This is a genomic window from Neobacillus sp. 204, assembly GCF_046562815.1.
In the GTDB taxonomy this organism is placed as follows: domain Bacteria; phylum Bacillota; class Bacilli; order Bacillales; family Cytobacillaceae; genus Neobacillus.
Genome location: NZ_JBJORY010000005.1, coordinates 68,131 through 87,979 on the forward strand (window position 1 = coordinate 68,131; position 19,849 = coordinate 87,979).

Genomic DNA, 19,849 nt, shown 5'->3' on the forward strand with positions numbered 1-19,849 from the left:
ATAAAGGGATTTACACTGAATTAATAATAACATTTCACAGGTGTTAGCAGCTAATATAGGGTATGTCATGTATAGGGTGATGAAAATGTGGAAAACGATTGTTTCCTACCTTCCAGAATGGCAGGTTTATATACAAGCTTTTATTGTGTTTTTTATTCCGTATTTAATCTCCAAATTGTTTAATCGGCTTCGCAACTCAAAGGATGAGTGATGAAAATGAAAGAGTGGAAATCAAAGATCAGTAAAAAAGGAAAAGTTACTAATAAAGACAAACAAGACGTAGATACCTCCCAAGATTCAACTGATCAGTTAACAGATAATTTTATATTAAATCTAGAATTAGTTAAGCAAGAAATTGGCCATAATTGGGATGTACATTTTCGAGAATTTAATATAGGGCGTACCGGTATTCGGGCAATTGTCATTTTTGTGGACGGACTATCAGATAAAGACCTTATTGATAAACATATTATGCCATCCTTGATGGTTGATTTTTCAGCAGAATATAAACAGGACCTCCCTTACATCAAAGGAAGCATTTCAACAGAATTTATAAAAAATGAAGTGTTATCTATTAGTGATGTAAAAGAGGTTGGTTTTACTAAAGAGTTAGCATCAAAAGTATTAACAGGTTCTACCGCTCTTTTAATTGATGGATCACAGAATGCGCTAATCCTTGGAACAACAAAACTTAAAACAAGGACTATCGAAGAGCCGGTATCAGAGGCATTAGTCAGGGGTCCACGGGTCGGTTTCACTGAATCTTTGAGTGATAATACATCTTTTTTAAGGGGTAGTGGTGAAAATGAGAATTTATCGTTAGTAAAATTCCAAGTAGGAAAGCATTCAAAAAAAGACTTAGTTGTCGCTTATATAAATGACATTGTTGATCCCGAATTGGTTCAAGAGGTAGAAAATCGAATTAAGAAAATTGATATTGATAATGTACCAGAATCAGGTTATGTAGAGCAACTTATCGAAGATAATTACCTTAGTCCTTTTCCGCAGGTACAGAATACTGAGCGTCCTGATCGCGTGATCGCTGCTTTGATGGAAGGTCGAGTGGCCATCTTATTAGATGGGACACCATTCGCTTTGATAGTTCCAGTTACATTAAGCATGATGTTACAATCGCCAGAAGACTATTATGAAAGATGGATTCCTGGCACATTCATACGTTTACTTCGTTATCTCGCAGCTGTTCTGGCCCTTTTTACACCGTCTTTGTATATAGCTTTCATCTCATTTCATTCAGGTTTGATTCCGACCAAACTGGCCATCTCCATTATAGGAAACAGGTCTGGGGTTCCGTTCCCCGCACTCATCGAAGCATTATTTATGGAAATATCCATCGAAATTTTAAGGGAAGCAGGACTACGCTTACCTAAACCAATTGGTCCAGCCATGGGAATTGTCGGTGGATTAATCATTGGGGAAGCTGCTGTACAAGCAGGTATTGTTAGCCCTGTTTTGGTGATTGTAGTAGCGTTAACTGCTATTTCATCATTTGCTATTCCGCAATATAGTACTGGGTTTACATTACGGATTCTTCGTTATCCAGCTATGTTTTGTGCGGCCATATTTGGATTATACGGGGTCATTCTCTTTTTTCTTTTCATGACCAGCCATTTAGTGAAATTAAAAAGCTTTGGCGTGCCCTATTTAAGTCCAGTCGTTCCTTATCGCTTAAGTGAATGGAAAGACTTGATGGTTCGAATGCCACTTATGATGATGAAACGCCGGCCAAAAATGATGCATACGAAAAATCCTATACGAAAAGGATAATCTACTGTGAAAGTGTGATTAAAAAATGATTCTCAGTCCGAAAGACCAAATTACAACTCCTCAAGCAGCTGTCATTGTCATCAACTTTATACTTGGTACAGGATTACTCACCTTACCTAGATCAGCTACGGAGAAGGTACATACACCAGATGTATGGATAAGTGTTATTTTAGGCGGGATTTTCACCATGATTGCAGGGGTAATCATGGTCAAATTAAGCCAACAGTTTCCCCAAAAAACCTTTTATCAATACAGCATTGAAATTGTAGGAAAATGGGTGGGCGGGTTACTCAATTTATTTATACTATGTTATTTTCTTTTAACTTGCGGGTTTCAACTCCGTTCAATGGCGGAAGTAATAAAGTATTTACTTCTGGAGAGTACCCCTACATGGGCTATTACTATGATTTTCATGTGGGTGGGTCTCTATCTGATCTTCGGCGGCATTAACCCGATTGCCCGTCTTTTTGAAATTATATTACCTGTGACGGTTATCTTTTTTTTAGTGGTAGTCTTTATGAGTTTTAAAATATTTGAGATCGATAATCTGCGTCCGGTATTAGGAGAAGGAGTCGTCCCAGTACTAAGAGGAGTAAAAACAACGGCTCTCGCTTTTACAGGGCCTGAAATCATGTTACTGCTTATTCCGTTTATGAAACAGCCCCAAAAAGCAATAAAAGCCCTGCTTTTTGGAGTTTCCATTCCATTAATTTTTTACGTAATAACAGTCGTAATGGTTATCGGAGCATTATCTGTTGAAGGAGTGGTCACGAGAACATGGCCGACACTTGATCTAATACGAAGTTTTGAAGTCTCCGGTTTGATCTTTGAACGGTTCGAATCTTTATTGCTCGTGGTTTGGATAATGCAAATATTTTCCACATTTACCATCACATTCTATTCAGCTGCTTTAGGGCTCGCTCAACTTTCGAAAAAGAGCATTTACCCATTTATGTTTGGCTTGCTTCCGATTTTATACATCATTGCCATGATTCCGAAAAATATCAATGACCAATTTAAACTTGGAGATTTCGTCGGCAATGTCGCATTGTGGTTATTTGGTTTACTCCCGATTCTCCTGCTTATTATCTCAAGAGTAAAAGGCGGAAAATATGAAACAATCACATAACAAAATAAAGACCCTCTTCATTACCCTCTCCGTTATTTTGATCTTATCCCTTACAGGATGTTGGAGCAGTCATGAAATCGAAGAGCAAAGTTTAGGTATAGGTGTGGCATTTGATAAAGGCAAGGAGTCCTTCATTGAGAAAGAGTTAGACGAACAAGGGGAGGGATATTTTAAAAAAAACCTGATTACTTTAACCTATCAATTAATCACTCCACAAGTAGCAAGTTCAACAACTAAACAAGCAGGACCACAACAAAAATCCTATGTTAATGTTTCTGAAACGGGAGATTCCATCCTTCAAATGGCTCGTGAATTATCATTAGAAAGACCACCCTTAACCGGTCACCATTTGAAAGTAATTGTTATCAGTGAAAAGCTTGCAAAATCGTATGATTTGGAACAATTATTTGATCAAGATCTTCGTGATAATGATTTTAGACCAAGCTGTCTTGTCCTCACTAGTAAAGGAAGTGCAAGCAACACACTGGAAACAAAGACAGCAGGAGAAATTCCCGCGTTTCGTCTGCTTCGTATTGTTGAAAATACCTACCGAACAACGAGGATTTTGCCTCCTTTGCCTCTTATTAAATTAGAGGCCAAGCTTAAATCAGAGTCTAGTTTTCTATTGCAAAATGTCCTATCAGTGAATGGGGAGGTCAAATTTACGGGAGCTGCTGTGATAAAGGGAAAGACACACAAAATGACTGGTTTTTTAAATGAGGATGAACTAGAGGGAGTAACATGGATTACAGGCAAAGGGAAAGGTGGTGTATTGAAAAGCTATGATAAAGAAACTGGTCAGCTGATTTTGTATGAGATAGAGTCCATGAAAAGCAGAATTAAACCACGAGTTAAGGGAAATAACATTTCTTTTGATGTAACCATTGAATCAGAGGGAAGGCTGGCTGAAACGTGGGTGATTCCGGGAGATACTTTTAAAAATGAATTTCTAAAAAAAGCAGAAAAATCATCTGAAAAAGAAGTGAAACGTTTGGTGAGGAATGTACTAGAAAAAATGCAAAAAGAATACCAAGTGGACGTTGCTGGCTTCGGAAATCAATTGAGAATTAAGAATCCTAAAGTATGGAAGAAGGTCAAAAAGAATTGGGACCAAACATTTAGTAAAACCCCGATCAACTACCATGTAAAATTAACTATTAATGATTATGGAACATCAGGATCTTCAAAGAAGTGAGCCTTCAGGTTCATACGATTGGACCTTCTTAGCCTCTGTTGATTTCAAAAATAAAAAGATTAAAAGAAGATGTTCAGACCTCAAAATGTCTAAACATCTTCTTTACATATTTACTTCCCCTCTCTCCTTTTGTTAGATATGGGACCGATATCCACACAAAACTAAACATATGAAGGACAATGGAAAATTATGCAAGGAAAATACGGGCTGCCCATTTTCATTATACTGTGATATTAGTTTAAGCTTGTCCGATATTTTCACATAATATGATTTTAGTAAGGGGCCCCTTATTGATTTGAAATTCATTTCTAGAAAGGGGGGAAACTAATGAATCTTGCTAATTTCATTAAAACACTAGGCAAAGTTCTTGTGATAATTATATTATTGCTTGCCTTACTTGTTGCTAGCTTATTCGGCCTCGATACAACTCCGATTAGTGATGCCATCATTGCTGTTTTACAGGACCCTTAGGCTGTTAAGCATATGATTGGAGTTATTAATCTAGGAATTCCTAATTGATGGAGACATGGAATCTAGAAGATTATGTAGTAATCCAATAATCTTCTAGGTTTTTTCAAAAAATTAGACGATATCGATTTTTTTATGTAATTTGACAACAAAGAAGGATAAATTTCTTCCATAGTGATATAACACAGTTCAAATGTATGAAAAAATCATAGTTATATAGAAATTACGTATCTTAGTAGGATTTTTAAATAAAAAAAGGTGGCTTAAATATGTCAAAAAAAAAGAAAGAAAAAAGTGTCAAGGATTCCGATAACATCGAAACTGAGGACGCTACCATCGATAACACAAATAATTCAAATGAAATTCCTCTGGATTTAAATTCTTTAATGAACAATCTTGATTTGAAATCTTTAACGGGAAAGGATAAGAATCAAATGAATAGTGAAAATTCCTTGGATATAAATTCTTTAATGAGCAATATTGACATGAATACATTAATGAAAAACGTTGATATGGGGTCTTTAATGAACGTGGCAACCAATCTTCTAAAAGACGATTCATTAAAGAATTCTGCAAAGGACCTTGGTAATAGTACACAAATCCCTATTCTTAATCTACTCAACGGGTCTGATAAAAAAGAAAATGGAAGGTTGGCTTTGCTATCTGAGAAACTGGAGAAAATTGCAAATGATTTTTCTGAATTAAAAAAAGAACTCTTAGAGCTAAAAGAACAAAATCAACATCTTACTCAATTAGTCAATAAATTATTGCAAAGTGACTCCAAAAAGAAAAGTAAATGATTACTAGTCTCCTTTTCCTCATACTAATAAAAAACCTTGAGAATCAAGGTTTTTTTAATTAAGGCTCTTTTCGTAAACTTTGTTGCTATTGGAGCTTTATAAGAGTCATTTACTAAGTTTCTAGGCAATTTTCGCAAAAGTTCTTACGAAAAGATGCCACGAAGCATATAGGTATACGGGTTGACGAACTTATACGAAAAACAACAATCTATGCAAAAATAGCCTTAATTAATTAATTAATTAATAGGAAAAAGTATTGAGAGTGTCCCTACATAAAATATAAATATACAGGAACAAATTCATTTGTTCTTGTTATTTTTACCAGATAGCTTTTTCTTACTGAGTCTTTTCTTCTAAAACAATTCGATCGTACAATTCAATTTAAGGTTTCCAATGACAAAAAATTGTTTGCGGTTTGCCGTTTTAGCGGCTGTATTTTGCCGATTTTTCGGCTTGAAGCTTGTAAATTTTGATTTTTCTATATAATGAAAGCGTTTTAATACTTGGCACGATTTTTGCATTAATTTAATGTGAATACGATTGACAAGGGAGATGGATTGGAATGTGTACGAATGAAAATCAAAGTGGTTTAGTTGTGGTGAATGAAACAAAACAAGAAACGAAAATGATGAAAGCAGCTGTTGTGAATGAGCATCATCAGAAGCTCGAAATTAAGGATGTGCCTGTTCCTGAATTAGAGTATGGTGAAATTTTAGTCAAAATTAAAGCCTGCGGCGTCTGTCATACGGACCTTCACGCTGTGAATGGGGATTGGCCAGTAAAGCCTAAGCTTCCTTTGATTCCAGGTCATGAAGGGGTCGGTATCGTCGAAAAAGTGGCAGAAGGGGTAACTTCCATTAAAGTAGGCGATCGTGTTGGAATTCCGTGGCTTTATTCAGCGTGTGGCGAATGTGAATATTGCTTAACAGGACGTGAGACGCTGTGCTTGGCACAGGAAAATGCTGGCTACTCCGTCGATGGCGGATATGCAGAATATTGTAAAGCTCCAGCAAACTACGTGGTGAAAATTCCTGATGGGCTTGATTTCCATGAAATATCTCCAATCTTTTGTGCAGGTGTTACTACCTATAAAGCACTGAAAGTTTCAAATGCAAAGCCGGGTGATTGGGTTGCCATTTATGGAATTGGCGGTCTAGGACACGTGGCCCTTCAATATGCTAAAGCAATGGGATTTAATGTAATCGCGGTAGATATTCAAGATGATAAGCTAGAACTTGCATCCGAATTAGGAGCAGATAAAACGATTAACGGATTTAGAGTCGACCCTGTTGAGGAAATTAAAAATCTAGTTGGCGGCGTTCAAGCTGCAGTTAGTGTTGCCGTTACAAAGAAAGCATTTGAACAAGCATATGGATCTGTAAAAAGAGGTGGTACATTAGTAGTCGTTGGTCTTCCAAATGCTGACCTGCCAATCCCAATCTTTGAAACAGTTTTAAATGGGGTAACGGTAAAAGGCTCAATTGTAGGTACAAGAAAAGATTTACAAGAAGCGATTGAATTCGCAGCGCAAGGTAAAGTACGAACCAATATCGAAGTTCAGCCCCTAGAAAAAATAAACGAAGTATTTGAGCGGATGGAAACTGGTCAAATTAACGGCCGTGTTGTCCTAACCTTGGAATAGATTTACAATTTAAAGGAAAGGCCTACGATGAACAGTTTTCATCGTAGGCCTTTTTTGTAACCATTCTGTTCTGGAAAAAATTCCTTATCCATTAATTTTGCTACTTTCATTTTTTTCATTTAAAAGGTAGCGTAGCTTTCGCATCGTTATTTGTAATCGTTTGGCTGTTTCCCTCCTATTACCATGAGTCTCCTTTAAAGTTCTCTTTATAAATGCTTTACCTACTTGAGATTCTAATTGTTTGATCTGCGCCAGAACTTCCTCCAAATCGATTTCTTCCTTTTGTTCAAATGCTGATATTGTTTTTTCTACCCAGCTTTGCAATAAAACCTCCATATGGTGTTCTCGTTCTTCTTGAAATGCGTGTTCACTAAGTTCATTCGGTTTTGTCGGAGTTCCTGGATTAATAGGCAATGGAAGATTGGAGGGCGTGATGATGGCATCTGCAGATTCTGACAGGGCTACCACCCTTGTAACGAAATTAGACAACTCTCGAATATTCCCTGGCCACCGATAGTTCTGTAACAGAATAAGTGCATCCTTCGAAAATGTGATCGAATTATTCCTGTGCCGCTGTAATAAATGTTGAATCAATAAAGGAATATCCTCTTTCCTTTCTCTTAAAGGAGGAATGAATAAATGGACCACATTTAAACGGTAAAAAAGATCTTCTCTAAATTTCTTCTTCTGAACGGCTTCTTGGAGGTTTACATTTGATGCGGCTACTAACCGTGTGTTGGTATGGAGCGTATTCTCGCTTCCCACACGCATAAATTCTCTTGTTTCAAGGACACGAAGTAGTTTTACCTGGATGGAATGAGTTGCCTCTGCCACCTCATCAAGGAATAATGTTCCTTTACTTGCAATTTCAAATAATCCCTTCCGCTGATGAGCTGCTCCTGTAAAGGCACCCTTTTCATGCCCAAATAGTTCGCTTTCTAATAACGATTCCGTAATAGCACCACAATTCACGCCAATAAAGGGTTCTTTATTTCGTTGACTTGCCTCGTGAATAAACCGAGCTAATACCTCTTTACCTGTTCCGGTTTCACCCTCAATTAAGACAATGACATTTTTCCCGGCTACTTTATATGCCGTTTCTATTAATTGATTCATGTCGGGGGTTTTTCCTATAATTAGCCCAATTTTAAGGGCTAAATCATTGATATGCTGCTGGGTAGAACTGCCCGTCGAAATTAGTAACTGATCGATTTGTTTTTCCAATAAATCAATATCGTCGAACGGTTTTTCGATATAATCACTTGCACCCGTTTTCATCGCTTCAACAGCCGTATGAATCGTACTGTACCCCGTCATAATAATGGCTTTGCAGCGGGGCTGTTGTTTTTTCAATTCTTTTAGAAGTGTTAAGCCATCTGCATCCGGGAGCTTTAAGTCAATCATTGCCGCATGGAAGGTAATCCTTGAAAAATCGATCCTGGAAAACTCTTTCCCACTGTTAACTACTTTGACATTATAGCCTTTCGATTTAAACAGGTGTGACAAGAAGTTTCCAACCTCTATTTCATCATCAACTATTAATAAATTTGTCATCCTTCGACCTCCAACTCATGAGACGGAGGCACTGGTAATCTTAACGTGAAGGTGCTTCCCGTTTTAACAGTACTGCTCACCTCGAGTGTTCCTCCATGGGATTTTGCGATTCCGAAACTTACAGAAAGCCCCAAGCCCGTCCCCTTTTCCGCTTCTTTTGTTGTGTGAAAGGGATGGAAAATTTCAGTTAACCTATTTTCTTCAATTCCGATTCCATTATCTTTAACAGTTAATTGGATTTCATCTTCTAGATGGGAGGTTTGAATAGTAATTTCTTTATTTGCCTTATTTGATAGCTCTAAAGCATCTCTTGCATTTAAAATAAGATTAATTATGATTTGTTCGATTTGCTGCTGACTCCCCTCCATTTCAGGCAGTTCCTCATCAAGTTCAAGATGAATCTTTATTTCATTTTTTTCTAATTGGTATCTTAGTAAATTAAGAACTTGGTTTATTCCATCGTTTAATGAGAAGGAACCAAAAATATACTCATCCTGACGGGAAAAAGTAAGTAAGCTTTTAATAATTCGTTTACAGCGGTCCCCACAGTTTTTTATATCGGTTAAAAGTATGGACGAAGGGTCACTCTTTTCTTTATTCCTTAATAGAAGCTGAGAATTTCCGAGAATCGCAGTTAACGGACTATTTAATTCATGGGCAATTCCCGCTGCCATTTCACCAATCGCAGCTAGCTTTCCGGAATGGAGAAGCTGTGCCTCCATTTTTCGTTTTTCCGTTACGTCTTTTAAATAGAGGATCACACCATACACTTGGTTTTGGTGATTTTGGACTGGATAGATATACGTTTCACAAATGGAATTATTTTTAAAATAAATATCCCTATATCCAGGCTTTTTAGTATGAAACGTTTCTTCAATAATCGACTTACACTCTTTCCTCAAAAGGGCAAATGATGGAGAATGCTCGTTGAGTTGAAAAAATGATCGAACCGAATCATTAAATTGAAGGACATTTAAATTTTTATCAAAAACGATAATCATATCATCTACAGCTTTAAAGGTATCCTCCCAGTGCTGCTTAGCGCGGAATACTTCATGGTACAGCTGAGTATTCTCAATACTGACGGCAAGATGATCGGTCAATTGTTCGAGAAATACCAGGTCATCGAGACCCCACTCAGAAGGATCCTGCCGGCCGATACTCAAGACCCCAATGCCCTTATTTTTTATAAAAATAGGCAGGACGATCACACTATGTATCTGAAGGTCTAGCAAATATTTCTTTTCAAAAAAGTCCTCACCTGAGTCATGCAATCTTTGAAAAATAATCTGTTTGTTTAACAATGCTGACCAATAAATAGAATGACGGTTCGGTATAGCAGAGTTAATTTTTAAACCATGGCTCTCTTCAGGGTACACGTTGGATAAAATGAGTTCATTATTCTGTAATAACAATAAACTTAGTCTGTCACAGTGTAACAGTGCCTTTAATTTATCAAGGACATTTTGGAGCATTTCATCTAATGACATGTCTATTTTCATACTTTTCATTACTTCATTTATGATTTCCAGTTGAATGTTCTTCTTCCTTAATTGTTCTACGGTTGTTTTCAACTCGGTATAATAACTTTTTTTGGATGATTTAACTCCAGTTAACAGCGCGATCATTTCCTTCTTATCTTCAAGCACGGTGTTCACCTTCTTACAATGCGTTTTTTAGAAGTGTCTTTACTTGTTCGAGATTGATATCGCGGGGATTGGTGATCATACAAGCATCATTAAGAGCAAGTTTTCCAGCCCAATCAATCATATCCTCAGTTATTCCAACATCCCTTAATCTTTGTGGAGCCCCAATATCTGCAGCTAGGTCTCTAACAAATTGAATGGAGGTATTACCTGCTTCCCGCTCTGACATTCCTCTTATGTCAAATCCCATAATATCCGCAATATCTGAAAAACGGCCAGGTGCGGCAATAAAATTAAAATCCATTACATAAGGAAGTAAAACAGCATTGATTTCACCATGCGAAATGGGTAATTTTCCGCCGATGGCATGTGAAATGGCGTGTGCAGCCCCAAGGATGGCATTGGAGAAAGCAAGACCCGCTTGTAAACTCGCCATTGCCATCGCTTCTTTTGCTTCTTCATTCGTCTTTGATGCCACCGATGGCCGTAAAAATTTTGAGACCAGGGAAAGGGCATTTTTGGCTTGTACATCTGTCAGTGGCGTTGCAGCCGTACTGACATACGCTTCGATTGCATGCGTTAGAACATCCAACCCTGTCGCGGCAGTCAGGCTGCTGTCTTTTGTAACGAGCGTTAATGGATCAACAATCGCAATATCCGGGACCAATGTTTTGGAAATGATGCTCATCTTCTTTCCTCGGAACGAATCGACAATGACAGAAAATTGGGAAACCTCAGAACCCGATCCCGCAGTAGTCATGATCATAATCATCGGCGGAAGAGGCTTTTCGATTTTATCTACCCCTTCATAATCGCTGATTTGGCCGCCGTTAGTTGCAAGTATGGCTATAGCCTTTGCGGAATCTAAGGCACTTCCCCCACCCAAACCAATAATTGCATCACATTCATTTTCAATATAAGCTCGACACCCTTTAACTACATCGGTATCCTTTGGATTTATAGTGACATCAATAAAGGTCGCATACGGCAGGTCTGATTCTTTGCAAATGGAAATTACTATATCGAGCCACCCAGCATTTGCAACACCGTAATCGCTCACAATTAAAACTTTCTTTGCCCCAAGCCGTAAGCAGGCATCCCCCACCTGTTTAATTGAGTTCTTCCCAAAAATAATCTCAGGCGTAACAAATTTACTAATATGCAAAACTACCACCCCCCAAAAAATTATTCTTACCTAATAAATTTCTCGTGAACTAGGCAAAACCCTTTCATTGTATTAAATTTATTTGATGTGCTATTTATTTGGAGCCATTAAATTGGTGGCATTAATTTGGTGTCAGGCACCATCCGTGGACAAAACAGTTAAATTGTCCTTCTCCAGTGGACAATCGATGAATTCAGTAAAATATACCCGACAAAAATCATGAAAAGGCTAATGTCCACTCGAGGTGGACATTAGCCGGAAAGTGTCTTTTTGTGGTGCCTGACACCATATACATATTTACTTTTTGTTCGGAAAAACTAGCAATATTATGGGGAGGATATTGGAGGAGTGATTTTTATGGACTACAGGATATTTAGAGCTATAAATCAATTTGCTGGACGTTATCGGCTTTCCGACACGATTATGGTTACAATTTCTCAAAAAGTTCGTTATTTGTTTGTGATTTTATTAATCTTTATGTGGTTTCGAAACAACTTTTATAAAAAAGTCACGTTATATGCGGGAATATCTATTGTAGTAACTTTACTTTTTAATTGTTTGATTAAACTTTTTTATTTTAAACCACGTCCATTTTTGAAATTTGGGGTACATTTATTACCCCCGTCCCCATCGAAAAAGAATTCGTCATTTCCAAGTAAACACACCACTCTAGGGTTTGCTGCAGCAACTTCTGTATTTTTTTATAAGCGATTATTGGGTTCTATTATGTTCATTTTTGCTTTCTTAGCAGGATTCTCACGCATTTGGATGGGTCAACATTTTCCTATGGATATTGTGGGTAGTGCCTTCCTAGGAAGTTTCACTTCTATAGTTGTTTACATTTCTAAACGGGTTTGGAATCCTTTCATTGATCGAGTTATCCATTCTTATAATCGTTTCTTTTCTTTAGAAAGATACCGCTAACAATTTTGTTACTAGGGGGATCAAATTATAGATGGAATTCCCCTATATGTATTTTTGACTTATAAAAATTGTTTTCCTTTTCCATTACCTCTTTCTCAATATATTTCACGACAAGGCTATTAACAATGAACATTGATAAACTCGTTTATCAATTGATTTACTTCCTTCGCTGCTTTTGTCGGAAGTTGATGTTTTTCATTTTGAAGGAACTTTAAGTCACTAATTGGCAATTTTTCGTGTAGTAAGTTTGCATAACTATGAAATGACTTATCTTTGGTACCATAGACCAATAAAATTGGAAAATCAATCCTTGTTAACTGATGGGTACAATTATAGATTAAACTATAACAATAATATTGCTCGATATTTTTTGGATCCCCTTTTAGTGCTTCTTTTAACAACTTCCTGAACGTCTCTTGTGTATCCGAATTTCCCCATGAAATAACAGATGCCAGAAAACGACCGGCTCCGGCTCTTGAAATACTACTTGCTAAAAGAATCCTTCTTTTTAAATACCAATCCCCCACTTCAGACATTCCACTAATGACAATGCCTCCTAATGACCGATCGGGAAATGTCAGTAAAAATTCTAATACAATCGAGCCTCCAGTTGAATATCCACAAAGGAATGCTTTTGGGATTTTCAGATGATCCAATAAACGTTTCATATCTTCTACAATTAGCGGATAGGTTATTGGTTGTACTGAGTACGAACTCCTTCCATGTCCTCTAATGTCGAAGGTAATAATTTTAAACTTTTGAGATAATTCATCTATTTGATACCTGAAATTCGCGCTTGTGAGTAGGGGGGGATGAATAAAAATAATAGGAGTCCCCTCTCCCTTCACATTATAATACAGGCTGACACCGCCCAGATCCAACATTGTCATGTGTTTGATCACCTCAATTAATTTAAAATATCTCCTAATAGACATGAGAAATGTTTGTTTTGCAGGATCTTTATTGTCATTCTTATTTGATACCGAGAAATAGAATCTTTAGTTAGTATTTATCTTAGGTTTTTTAAAATACAATAAATCGGTATAACTTTTGTGGGGAATTAATTATTTATTTAATTTATTGCATAAAAATAGCAGGCAACCGATAGATAATAGTTGCCTGCTTACAATTTTATTTCCATTAATCACTCGTGATTTCAAAATACACTGTCCACCAGTGGCGGAAAAATTGAGTGAAGTGTCTTTTTGTGGTGCCTGACACCATAAATTATTTATCGAAGCATTACCCCAGTTAAAAAGGTTAAAAAGACGTGTGTACCGAGTTTGACAGTTGGCTGGGCGTTGGTGTCTTTTAGTGGGTCAAGGCAGACGATGTCCATTGCTTTGACCTTTGAATGGCGACCGGCTGCTAATACTCCTTCTAGTAGTTCCGCTGAAGTCATGCCCCCCGGCGTTGATGCCGGTACCCCTGGAGCATAGGCGATATCAAGTACATCCATATCAACCGTTAAATAAATGGTATCAACCTTCGAAGCCAGTTCTTCTAAGCAATCAAAAACGGTTTCTTCGATTCCCTTTTTTCTTGCTTCACGGAGGGTGATATAATTAACACCTTTTTCATCGGCATATTTCTTTAAGTCTTTTGTATTAAAGAATCCATGCAGGCCGATGTTGTACATATTTCTGCCTTCGACCACACCACTTTCAATCAGATTTCGCATTGGTGTCCCGTTGGACGGCCCATTATCGGACATGTCTCTTAAATCAAAGTGGGTATCAAATTGGAGAATTCCAATTTTCTCCTCCGGTTTGGCTTGATGCAGGCCTTTGATCATCATGGCCGTAATCGAATGATCGCCTCCAATGGCACACACGGTCGATGTACCGAAATGCTGATGGAGAGCAGCAGAAGCAGCAATAATATTGTCATGACAGCGACGAATATCGGTTACATGCATTGGTACATCACCAGCATCCAGCGCTGTCATTTCCGACAAATCGATATCCTCATCAAGATTATAGGTAGTGAACCCCTTCCACGCACGGCGGAAGGCCTCAGGAAATTCCGAGGCACCTGATACGCTAATAGATGAACGCGACAGAGGAACACCCACAACGACAAAGTCGGCGGCCTTGCTTTTTTCAGGATCATTTTCAGCCGTCAGCGGCTGGATCCACTCATGCACCTTCTGAGCCTCTGCCCCATCATCCGGTCTTACCCATGTAAAACTTGGAAGGATCAGTTTAGGATAGAGAAAACTCTTCAACTAATTGACCTCCCTTTACAACCACCTTGCCATTTTTTACAACCGTATCCGTATGATTCACTCCGTAAGAGTATTGCAGTTTCATATAATTTCCAACGTTAAAAATCGTGACGTCCCCTTTTTTGCCAACCTCTAGGCTGCCGATTTCGCGCCCACGATTGATTGCATGGGCAGCATTAATGGTCGCAGCCACAAGTACCTCTGCGGGAGTCATCCCCATTTTTAAACAGCCTAAATTCATAATGAATGGCAGGGAAACAGTAGGTGATGAGCCAGGATTACAATCAGTCGACAGGGCAACTGGTACCCCCAAGTCAACCATTTTGCGGCCATTTGCCGACTCCGCCATTAAGAAGTAAGCTGTTCCAGGCAGTAACACACCAACAACACCTTTTTCAGCCATTGCTATCATGCCTTTTTCAGATGCTTTTAATAAATGGTCTGCCGAAATGGCGCCCACCTCGGCTGCCAGTTCGGCGCCTTCATAGGGCTCTATTTCATCGGCATGAATTTTTGGAATCAAGCCATAGCTCAGGCCGGCTTCAAGAATCTGCTTGGATTGCTCTGGGGTAAATACACCATGTTCACAAAAGACATCATTAAATTCAGCGAGTCCGAGCTCCGCCACCTTTGGGATCATTTCATCAATCAGCAAGCGAACAAACTGATCCGGATTTTGTTTGTACTCGTTTGGTACGGCATGGGCTCCCATAAATGTCGAAACAACATCAATATCATGCTTCTCATTAAGTTGTTTTGCTACCTCAAGTTGCTTTAATTCGGTTTCCCATTCCATCCCATAACCGCTTTTCGCTTCAACCGTTGTTACACCATGACGCAAAAATTGATTTAAGCGCTCATAGCTTTCTTGAAAAAGTTCTTCATGAGTGGCTGACTGTGTCCTTCTTGTCGTCGCATAGATTCCGCCGCCGCTGTTCATGATTTCCATATAAGTGGCACCCTGGAGCCGCATATTAAACTCATTTTCTCTGCTGCCAGCAAAAACAAGATGTGTGTGTGGATCAACAAGTCCTGGGGTTACCAGCTTTCCAGTCGCATCCACTATCTCCGCCTCACCCAATCGCGAAGCGTATTTTTCAAGCAGCACTTCATCTATCCCAACCGCTTGGATCACTCCATCTTCGATCCAAACACTGCCATTCTCAATAATTCCAAGTTCAGACATGGCACCCTTTACAAGGGGTGCAGTGGAACCCCCTTGTAACGTCACGAGCTGAGAGGCATTTCTGATAAAAATTGGTGTACTCATTAATCTACCATCCTCTCATTCTTAGTTTTGCTTAAGCATTGGCATTTTAATGCCCTTTTCTTTTGCTGTTTTAATGGCAATCTCATACCCTGCATCGGCATGACGGACCACACCCATGCCAGGGTCAGTTGTTAATACACGTTCTAAGCGAACTTCTGCATCCTTCGTCCCATCTGCTACAATAACCATTCCTGAATGCTGAGAATATCCCATGCCAACTCCTCCGCCATGGTGTAAAGATACCCAACTTGCACCGCCAACGGCATTGATCATCGCATTTAAAATAGGCCAATCGGAAACTGCGTCACTACCATCTCTCATTGCTTCTGTTTCACGGTTTGGCGAAGCAACAGAACCTGCATCTAAATGGTCTCGGCCAATAACAATTGGTGCAGAAACTTCTCCGGAAGCGACCATTTCATTAATGATTTTTCCAAAGCGAGCACGATCACCATAGCCAAGCCAGCAAATCCGGGCAGGTAGTCCTTGGAAGCTGATTTTTTCCTGAGCCATCTTCACCCATTTGCAAAGATGTTCATCATCCTTGAATTCACGAAGCAAGGCTTCGTCAATCTTGCGAATGTCTTCCGGATCGCCAGAAAGAGCTGCCCAGCGGAATGGACCTTTTCCTTCACAGAATAATGGACGAATATACGCCGGAACGAATCCTGGGAAATCAAACGCATTTTCTACCCCTTCATCCTTTGCCACCTGGCGAATATTATTACCATAATCAAAGGTTACTGCACCCTTTTCCTGCATTTTAAGCATTGCCTCCACATGAAGTGCCATGCTTTGCTTTGCAAGTTTCACATACTTTACAGGATCCGCTTTTCTTAGTGCGGCCGCTTCTTCTAATGAAAAACCAACCGGTACATATCCATTAAGTGGGTCGTGAGCAGATGTTTGATCGGTCAAAACATCAGGATTGAAGCCTTTTTCTATCATGATTGGTAAAATTTCTGCTGCATTTCCTAATAAACCAATGGATAAAGCTTTGCCTGCAACCTTAGCCTCTTGTGCTAATTTTAGCGCTTCATCTAGATCATTCGTTTTAACATCAAGGTAAGCTGTTTCGATGCGGCGGTCGATTCTTGTCTCATCGACATCTATGGCCAAGCAAACACCATCATTCATCGTTACTGCTAACGGTTGGGCGCCACCCATTCCTCCTAGTCCTGCAGTAAGTGTGATCGTGTGTTTTAAAGTACCACCGTATGATTGACGGGCAAGCTCAGCAAATGTTTCATAAGTTCCCTGCACAATTCCTTGGCTGCCAATATAGATCCAGCTGCCAGCAGTCATTTGCCCGTACATCATTAAACCCTTTTTATCTAACTCGTGGAAATGCTCCCAATTTGCCCAAGCTGGGACTAAATTGGAGTTAGCAAGAAGCACTCGCGGTGCATCCTTGTGCGATTTCCAAACAGCCACGGGCTTACCAGATTGAATCATTAAGGTTTCGTCATTTTCCAATTCTAGCAATGTTTTTACAATCGCATCATAGGACTCCCAGTTTCGAGCGGCCTTACCAATCCCGCCGTAAACAACTAAATCCTCTGGTCTTTCCGCCACTTCTTGATCCAGGTTGTTCATCAACATCCGCAACGCTGCCTCCTGAATCCAGCCCTTTGCATGTAATTGGGTCCCTTTATAATTTTTTATAACTCTTGATTTCGCAGTGTTCGTTTCCATCCATTCCACTCCCTATTTCATTAATTAATCTATTTTTATTATAAAAATAAAATCTTCTGAAAAATACGAGTGGACCATTAGAAAAACTAGAGAAATCATAGATATGGATAAGAATGTTCAGATTATCTTCTAAAAATAACAGTATTATTTTTAGAAAAAGATATTTTTTTTAGATTTCAATAATAAAGACCCAGTTTTACACTGAGTCCATCTCATCTTTTGTAAAATCCGCTTTCGTCATTCGAAATTCTCTAGGTGAAGCACCTATTAATTCCTTAAACATCCGGCTAAAATAATTAGAATTTTGATAGCCAATTAGGTTTGAAATTTCTTTAATCGGCTTATTTGTTTCAATCAGTAACCGTTTCGCTTCCTTCATTCTTAAAGCTGAAAGTAATTCCGTAAAGCTAGAACCTGTTTTCGTCATTAGCAAATGGCTGAAATAAGATGGATTCCGGTCCACATATTGCGCCACATCCTCAAGTCTAAGATAACTATTGGAAAAATTAGCCTCCATATAGGATATCCCTCGTTCAATTGGATCTTGTTTGGAACTTCTTGCACTGCTTTCTGCACCTACGAACAGTTTTTGAGTAAATAAAATTAGATTTTGAACGGTTCGGTATAGGACCTTATCATACAAAATCGAATTGAAAATATAGCGGTATTCCTGTTCATAGCTTTGATGTTCGTCTAAGTGATACGTCTTCATATATCTTCTAACCTGTGCAAGGATACTCGTCAGTCTGATTCTGACCAATCCTGGGTCAGGATAAGGATCTTTCAACTGCAAAAATTCATCATACAGCCACTTTTTAATTTTTTCTAAATCAACGTTATTCAGCATGTCTACCCAGGTTCGTTGTTCGGGAGGTGCTAAAAAAGGATCGATATGAACCCAATCTGGTGAGTAACCAAATTCTACGACTTGGCGGTACCCTTTATAATAAGTCAGCTCCAGCATTTTCCTGGTTTGCAGGTATTTTTGATTCAATGTTAGGGAAGATGAATTTCCGTAATGAACCACAATCGCAAGCGGCTCAGAAAATTCCTCCTCCCACTTTCTCATCGCTTTTTGGCACTGCTCAGTGATTTGATGGCCAGATTCTTTATATAAAACAACGACCATATCATCCAATGCGAAAACTCCATGGACATCCTTGAAAGGGTATTCTGATAAGAAAGAATGCAATGTCCTAATGGTATGGATACTTTCCGTTTGAAATGCTGCAACATGGTAATTTTCAGCTGCCGGAGATTGTGAAATTAATAACGCTTCATAGGATATGTCCTTATATGTATGTGAATGACGGGTTCCATCCGGCTGACTTTTAGCTCCTAGTTTGCGTGTGGCTTTTTGGAAGGCTGTTTTCACCTTCGTTGCCGAAAAAGGTTTCATCATTAAATCTAATGCCTGCAAGTCAATCGCTAGGCGCGCTTTTTCAAAGGTTCCTTCTGCGGAAGTTAATAGTAAAATTGGGTCATAGATTTGCACCAAGTCACGGAAAGTTGACCAATCTTCCTTGGTAATCATATCAAGCTCTATTAAGATAACCTCTGGGCTCTCCTGTTCAAACAAAACGACAAATTCCTGATAATTAGAAGCTAACAATATCTTGGTAACGGGGATGGAGGATGTTTTCAATAACCATTTTAATCCCTCTCGTTCATTCAAATCGCGGTCAGCAATCAGCCACTTTCCTTCCATCGTAGGGTCCCTCTTTCTTTCCTATGCTCATAATAAAAGTATACATGGTTCTCCATCCTACGAAAACCACTTTTAATTTCGGTGCTTTGACGTTTTCCCTGACTATATGGGGTTATTACTGTTTACTGTTTATATTCCTTACTACTATAACGATTTGAAAAAATAATCCCGAAAACCAGGCCAATTAACATAGCCATTAAATGGGTTGCCCCTGTTGATAAAGACAAAAAATTGATCGTCATTCCGTAGTTTTTATTAACAAGACTTAACAGGACTCTTTCAAGAATCGGCTGGTATATTACGAGATACGGTACAATTACCAAAGGAATAGCAAGCCATTTGTGACCTATTATGTATTTGGTTAATAGTAAGTAAATGATCGCCAACAGCCCTGCAAATCCGTACACAAACCAATTCAAATATTGAAGTATAGGGCCAGGCTGATCAAACACAGCCAATATATTGAGATAGACAATCCAAAATAACGCAATAATAATAGAAAAAACCTGTGTTTTCAGCAAAAGTTTCATTGTCATACCAGCCTCAAATCAAATAAAATTTATATCTACCATAACCCAAATATCAAATCCAATCCACTCATAAAACCACAAAACCACCTTAAATACTATAGCGTCCACCCC

General features: G+C 38.7%; 17 protein-coding genes. 8 read left to right on the forward strand and 9 right to left on the reverse strand.

Features of this window, described 5'->3' with window-relative positions; all coding sequences use genetic code 11:
- Positions 1-40: 40 nt before the first annotated feature.
- The 7 genes from ACJ004_RS11720 to adhP all read left to right on the forward strand — a co-directional run bounded on the left by ACJ004_RS11720 (position 41) and on the right by adhP (position 7,019).
- Entirely contained in the window at positions 41-211 is a 171-nt protein-coding gene (locus ACJ004_RS11720) for a hypothetical protein (RefSeq protein WP_410893153.1), read from the forward strand.
- A gap of 5 nt (positions 212-216) precedes the next feature.
- Positions 217-1,785 (forward strand): spore germination protein, encoded by a 1,569-nt coding sequence (locus ACJ004_RS11725; protein WP_410893154.1) that lies wholly within the window; start codon positions 217-219, stop codon positions 1,783-1,785.
- A gap of 25 nt (positions 1,786-1,810) precedes the next feature.
- Entirely contained in the window at positions 1,811-2,914 is a 1,104-nt protein-coding gene (locus tag ACJ004_RS11730) for a spore germination protein (protein WP_410893155.1), read from the forward strand.
- Positions 2,898-4,109, forward strand: coding sequence for a Ger(x)C family spore germination protein (locus ACJ004_RS11735; protein WP_410893156.1), 1,212 nt, complete (start codon positions 2,898-2,900; stop codon positions 4,107-4,109). The genes ACJ004_RS11730 and ACJ004_RS11735 overlap by 17 nt, the downstream gene beginning before the upstream one ends.
- Positions 4,110-4,436: 327 nt before the next feature.
- The gene (locus ACJ004_RS11740) at positions 4,437-4,580 is read left to right on the forward strand and encodes a hypothetical protein (protein WP_410893157.1); all 144 of its coding nucleotides are present in this window, start codon (positions 4,437-4,439) and stop codon (positions 4,578-4,580) included.
- A 266-nt stretch (positions 4,581-4,846) separates the two neighbouring features.
- The gene (locus ACJ004_RS11745; protein ID WP_410893159.1) at positions 4,847-5,377 is read left to right on the forward strand and encodes a hypothetical protein; all 531 of its coding nucleotides are present in this window, start codon (positions 4,847-4,849) and stop codon (positions 5,375-5,377) included.
- A 628-nt stretch (positions 5,378-6,005) separates the two neighbouring features.
- Positions 6,006-7,019 (forward strand): alcohol dehydrogenase AdhP, encoded by a 1,014-nt coding sequence (gene adhP, locus ACJ004_RS11750; protein WP_410893487.1) that lies wholly within the window; start codon positions 6,006-6,008, stop codon positions 7,017-7,019.
- Between the two features lie 84 nt (positions 7,020-7,103).
- Here the strand turns inward: adhP and ACJ004_RS11755 are convergent, their stop codons facing one another.
- The 3 genes from ACJ004_RS11755 to ACJ004_RS11765 are packed head-to-tail and all read right to left on the reverse strand — an operon-like array spanning position 7,104 to position 11,384.
- On the reverse strand, positions 7,104-8,573 hold the full coding sequence (locus ACJ004_RS11755; protein WP_410893160.1) for a sigma-54-dependent transcriptional regulator: 1,470 nt from the start codon (positions 8,571-8,573) through the stop codon (positions 7,104-7,106).
- Positions 8,570-10,222: a sensor histidine kinase gene (locus ACJ004_RS11760; protein ID WP_410893161.1), complete on the reverse strand. Its 1,653-nt coding sequence runs from the start codon at positions 10,220-10,222 to the stop codon at positions 8,570-8,572. The genes ACJ004_RS11755 and ACJ004_RS11760 overlap by 4 nt, the downstream gene beginning before the upstream one ends.
- A 13-nt stretch (positions 10,223-10,235) precedes the next feature.
- Positions 10,236-11,384: an iron-containing alcohol dehydrogenase gene (locus ACJ004_RS11765; RefSeq protein ID WP_410893163.1), complete on the reverse strand. Its 1,149-nt coding sequence runs from the start codon at positions 11,382-11,384 to the stop codon at positions 10,236-10,238.
- 357 nt (positions 11,385-11,741) lie between these two features.
- On the opposite strand from ACJ004_RS11765, the gene ACJ004_RS11770 reads away from it, so the two are divergent.
- Positions 11,742-12,308 carry an undecaprenyl-diphosphatase gene (locus tag ACJ004_RS11770; RefSeq protein WP_410893489.1) on the forward strand — a complete coding sequence of 189 codons (567 nt, stop codon included), beginning with the start codon at positions 11,742-11,744 and terminating at the stop codon, positions 12,306-12,308.
- 119 nt (positions 12,309-12,427) lie between these two features.
- On the opposite strand, the gene ACJ004_RS11775 is transcribed toward ACJ004_RS11770, so the two are convergent.
- The 6 genes from ACJ004_RS11775 to ACJ004_RS11800 all read right to left on the reverse strand — a co-directional run bounded on the left by ACJ004_RS11775 (position 12,428) and on the right by ACJ004_RS11800 (position 19,744).
- Positions 12,428-13,198 carry an alpha/beta fold hydrolase gene (locus ACJ004_RS11775; protein WP_410893164.1) on the reverse strand — a complete coding sequence of 257 codons (771 nt, stop codon included), beginning with the start codon at positions 13,196-13,198 and terminating at the stop codon, positions 12,428-12,430.
- A gap of 341 nt (positions 13,199-13,539) precedes the next feature.
- A complete protein-coding gene (locus tag ACJ004_RS11780; RefSeq protein ID WP_410893166.1) occupies positions 13,540-14,535 on the reverse strand; it encodes an agmatinase family protein in 996 nt (331 codons plus the stop codon).
- On the reverse strand, positions 14,513-15,805 hold the full coding sequence (gene hutI / locus ACJ004_RS11785; RefSeq protein WP_410893167.1) for an imidazolonepropionase: 1,293 nt from the start codon (positions 15,803-15,805) through the stop codon (positions 14,513-14,515). Before hutI ends, ACJ004_RS11780 begins: the two co-directional genes overlap by 23 nt.
- A gap of 21 nt (positions 15,806-15,826) precedes the next feature.
- Positions 15,827-17,500, reverse strand: coding sequence for a urocanate hydratase (gene hutU, locus ACJ004_RS11790; protein WP_410893168.1), 1,674 nt, complete (start codon positions 17,498-17,500; stop codon positions 15,827-15,829).
- A gap of 196 nt (positions 17,501-17,696) precedes the next feature.
- Positions 17,697-19,208 (reverse strand): helix-turn-helix domain-containing protein, encoded by a 1,512-nt coding sequence (locus ACJ004_RS11795; protein ID WP_410893169.1) that lies wholly within the window; start codon positions 19,206-19,208, stop codon positions 17,697-17,699.
- A gap of 122 nt (positions 19,209-19,330) precedes the next feature.
- Positions 19,331-19,744: a hypothetical protein gene (locus tag ACJ004_RS11800; protein WP_410893170.1), complete on the reverse strand. Its 414-nt coding sequence runs from the start codon at positions 19,742-19,744 to the stop codon at positions 19,331-19,333.
- Positions 19,745-19,849: the final 105 nt, after the last annotated feature.